We start from the raw sequence: 4,118 nt of genomic DNA, 5'->3' as shown, positions 1-4,118 counted from the left end.
GACACGATCTGGGCGATCGTCAAGGGCTGGCCGACGCGCTTCGAGGCAAAGCGGTCGCGGGAGCTCGGCTTCAGCGCCGAAAAGAGTTTTGACGAGATCATCCGCGCTCACATCGAGGATGAGCTCGGCGGCAAGATCGCGGGTTAAACTCCGACCCTCGTGGCGTCGGGCATCATCCGCCGCTCGCCAGGCTTGCCGACAGCAGCAGCAGTCCGAACAGGAACACGAAGGCGGCGCCGCCGATCTCGACGATCGAGTGGATGCGGTTGCCCATGCGGCCGTCGCCGGCGAAATAGACCGCCCAGTTCTTGGCGGTCACCGCCAGCGTCGCCAGTGCCGAAACGGTGATGGCGGTGCCCAGCGACATTGCCAGCACCGACAGCAGGCCGCCGAGCCAGAGGCCGTTGAGCAGGGCGAAGCTGAGCACGATCAGCGCGCCGGAGCAGGGGCGGATGCCGACCGCCGCCACCGCTGTCCAGGCCGTGCGCCAGTCGAAGCGGTCGCCTGACAGCAGCGCCGGATCGGGTGCGTGCGAATGGCCGCAGGTGTCGCAGACTTCGCCGGCCGCGTGATCGTGATGAGCATGATCGTGTTCGGCATGATCGTGATGATCGTGATGATCGTGCGAAGGGCCGTGCACATGGTCATGCGCGTGCAGCGCGTGCGAATGGGCATGCGCCGAATGGCTGTGAGCTGCATGGGAATGGCCGGCATGCGAATGCGCGCCGTGCGAATGACCCCCATGAGAATGACCCCCATGAGAATGACCGGCGTGAGAATGGCCGGCATGAGCCGCCGACAGGCTGTAGGCCGGGCCCTTGCCGAACAGACGCAGGACGGCGGGGCCGAGTTTGCGCCACAGCAGCCAGGCGCCGAACAGGGTGACGAAGACAAAGCTCATGATCTCCATGAACCAGGCTGCGTCCGTCATCGAGACGGAGGTGCCGCGCAGGACGAAATAGGCGACCCCCATCACCGCGACCGCGGTCAGGCCCTGCAGCAGCGCCGAGACGAAGGACAAGAGGATGCCGCGCCGCAACGCCACTTCATTGGCCACCATGTAGGACGAGATCACCGCCTTGCCGTGACCGGGGCCGGCGGCATGGAAAATACCGTAGGCGAAGGACAGGCCGACGAGTATCCAGATCTTGCTGCCGTCCTGGCGCATCGCCTTCATCGCCGTTGCCAGCGCGCGGTAGAATTCCTGCTGCCTGAGATTGATCCACATCAGGATATGGGCGAACGGGCCGGTGGTGGGCGCCATGCCGTCATTGACGCCGATGCCGAGCGAACTCTGGGCATGAGCCGCGTCGGCGAAATGCATCATGGCGACTGTGAGGGCCAACAGGCCGAATGCCAAACGCAGGGACGGTTTCGTCACCGGCTTCATCCTTCTGGCTGACAGGTCAGTTCGAGCTTGGTGGCGAAGATCTTGCTCATATCGGTGCCGGTCGGGTCATTGAAAAAGGCATCGGTGAGGGTCTTCTGGTTTTCCTTGATGGCCTCGTCGGGGTCGGGACGGACCACCTTGCTGGTGCAGTTCGAGGGCAGGCCTTCGACCGTGATGTTGGAGTCCTCGGTGAAGTCGATCGCCGTGTAGAATGTCGGATCGTAGACGCCGATATCGATTTTGCCGTTGAGCTTGATCGGCACCTTCGGTTCGGACTCGAACAGGATGATCAGCTGGTCGTTGTCGAAATTGGCCATCAGATGCGGCGGCGGCGTCATCGCCACGTCCTTGCCGTCGACGGTGACGAGCTGGAAGTAGTTGAACTCCGCCAGCGAGGCATGAACGGTGTCGGCGACTTCCTTCAGCTCCTTGTCGTCGAGCTTCAGGTCGGAGTTCTTGTCGAATTCCATCATCACCGTCGAGGAAAACAGGTCGTCGAAGCGCCAGAGATGACGCAGAGCCTTCACGCTTTGGTGATCGGGGGAGAGGATCACATCGAGGCGAGCCTCGGCGAAGACGTGTGGATGCACGTAAGCGGGTCCAGTGGCGGCAAAGCTAGCCGCCAAGGCCGAAGCCAGCATGATTGCGTGCCGTTTCAGGTGCATTCTCGGTCGCGATTCCCTAGGCCTCGGAAGAGTTGCCGAGAGTTACCAGAAAGGGGGCGAAATTGGGACCGCTGCTCGGCTGAAGTGGGTCAGGCAACTTCACGCGTCCTGAACCACTGCACCAGGAAGTCGACGAAAACGCGGACCTTGGCCGGCAGATAGCGGCGGTGCGGGTAGACGGCGAAGATGCCGCCGCCCGACAGGATACGGTCATCCATCACCGACACCAGCCGGCCGCTCGCGAGATCGGGCGCGGCAATGAAATCCGGCAGGACGGTGAATCCCAGCCCGGACACGGCCGCGGCTCTCGCCGTCATCGGGCTGTTGACCTCGATCGGACCTGACACCGAAACGCTGACCGGATCGCCATTGTCGCCCTTGAACGGCCAGTTGTTCAGTCCGCGGCCATTGGTGTCGACGATGCAAGGCATGCGGCTGAGATCCTGCGGCCGTGTCGGCGTGCCATGCTTGGCGATCAGTTCGGGGGAGGCGCAGAGCTTTATCGAAAATGGCGCCAGACGCCTGGCGATCAGCGACGAGTTCTCCAGCCGCGAGATACGCACCGCAAGGTCGAAGCCTTCCTCGACCAGATCGACGAAGCGGTCGTCGAGCTGGATGTCGAGCACGATGTCGGGATGCTGCTTGGCGAAGTCGATCAGCGACTGGCCGATCGGCGCGTCGGCGAAGGTGCGCGGCGCCGACAGCTTGATCCGGCCGCGCACGTCGCCGGAGGATTCGCGCACCGCGTCGGCCAGGCTGTCGACCTCGCGCACGATCTCCGAGGCGCGCCGGTAATAGGTGTGGCCGGCCTCGGTCATCGAGAACTGGCGCGTGGTGCGGTTGAGCAGCAAAGCGCCGAGTTCGTCCTCCAGCTCGCGCACATATTTCGACAGCAAGGCCTTGGAGCGGCCGATCTTGCGCGCCGCCGCGGAAAAGCCCTCGGCCTCGACCACGTCGATGAAGGCGCGCATGCGCGTCAGTGTGTCCATGGTCAGGCCTTTCGTGCCGCGTCGAGAAGTTTCCGGCCGAGCCGTATCAGGGCAATGTCGCTGCCGGAAGGGCCAAGCAGCGACAGGCCGAACGGGGCGCCGGCGACCGAGCCGACGGGCAGTGTGATCTGTGGAAAACCGGACAGGCCGGCCAGGCACAGAAGCTGGAGCGCCCGTTCGCGATAGGCCTGGAACTGCTCCGGCGTGCTGTCCACGTAAGGCGCCGGACCAGGCACCGTCGGCAGGACAAGGAAGCCGTCCTTGCCGAGCAGGGCGCTCAGTTCGCCGCGAAAGGTCAGACGCCGCACCTTCTCGGCCTGCGCCGTCTTGTCGTCGACGGCGCGGCCGAAGCCGAAACGCTCCTCGACGCCGGTGCCGAGGCCGCGCTCGCCGCTGGTGATCCATTCGCCATGCACCGCCCAGGCCTCCCTGGCCTGCAGCCGGCGAAAGCACCAGTAAAGTTCATCGGGAGATGAGGAGAAGCGGATTGCCGGCGTCGCCGGCGCGCCGAAAACCGCGCCCGCCAGCCCCTTCATTCCGGCATATTCGGCCAGCGCCGGGCGGGCGACCAGCCCGTCCAGCCAATCCAGCGCCAGCGGCCGGTCCAACACGTGCTGGTGCGGATCGCGGCCGAGCAGCAGCTTGCCGACGGTCTCGTAGGTCTCGATGTCGTCGGCGAACCAGCCGAACGTGTCAAGGCTCGGCGCCAGCTTCATCGTGCCGTCGAGCGAAATGCGGCCATGCGTGGTGCGCAGCCCGATCAGTCCGCAAAAGCTCGCCGGCGCGCGGATCGAGCCGCCGGTGTCGGAACCAGTGGCGATATCGGCCAGCCTGCCCGCCACCGCCGCCGCCGACCCCGATGAGGAGCCGCCGGTGACGCGGTCGGGTGCCGCCGGGTTCACCGGAAACGAGAAATGCGCATTCTGACCGAACAGCGCGAAGGCGAGCTCGTCGGTCTGCGTCTTGCCGACGAAGCGTGCGCCGGCATCGAGGATCATCTGCACGGCGGGTGCGGTGCGCGAGGCTGCGTGGCTTTCGGCGAATTTTTGCAAATTGCCGCAACCGGTGCGGTAG

At 65.0% G+C, this 4,118-nt stretch carries 4 protein-coding genes and 1 pseudogene; 1 reads left to right on the top strand and 4 read right to left on the bottom strand.

The window, feature by feature from the left end; translation table 11 throughout:
- Positions 1-147: pseudogene (locus tag EN994_RS36210) on the top strand (NAD-dependent epimerase); the annotation flags it as partial.
- A 25-nt stretch (positions 148-172) separates the two neighbouring features.
- Here the strand turns inward: EN994_RS36210 and EN994_RS20725 are convergent.
- The 4 genes from EN994_RS20725 to EN994_RS20710 form a co-directional block, all read right to left on the bottom strand.
- A complete protein-coding gene (locus EN994_RS20725) occupies positions 173-1,390 on the bottom strand; it encodes a nickel/cobalt transporter (protein ID WP_013529750.1) in 1,218 nt (405 codons plus the stop codon).
- The gene (locus EN994_RS20720) at positions 1,387-2,055 is read right to left on the bottom strand and encodes a DUF1007 family protein (RefSeq protein WP_027161413.1); all 669 of its coding nucleotides are present in this window, start codon (positions 2,053-2,055) and stop codon (positions 1,387-1,389) included. Before EN994_RS20720 ends, EN994_RS20725 begins: the two co-directional genes overlap by 4 nt.
- Positions 2,056-2,144: 89 nt before the next feature.
- The gene (locus EN994_RS20715; protein ID WP_063168937.1) at positions 2,145-3,044 is read right to left on the bottom strand and encodes a LysR family transcriptional regulator; all 900 of its coding nucleotides are present in this window, start codon (positions 3,042-3,044) and stop codon (positions 2,145-2,147) included.
- A gap of 2 nt (positions 3,045-3,046) precedes the next feature.
- Positions 3,047-4,118, bottom strand: a 1,072-nt coding sequence (locus EN994_RS20710) for an amidase (protein ID WP_127307773.1), incomplete at its 5' end; no start/stop codon positions are given.

This window comes from Mesorhizobium sp. M7A.F.Ca.CA.002.09.1.1 (genome assembly GCF_003998555.1).
GTDB lineage: Bacteria > Pseudomonadota > Alphaproteobacteria > Rhizobiales > Rhizobiaceae > Mesorhizobium > Mesorhizobium ciceri.
The sequence above is the reverse complement of the archived record's forward strand: the minus strand, read 5'-3'. Positions and strand labels throughout refer to the sequence as shown.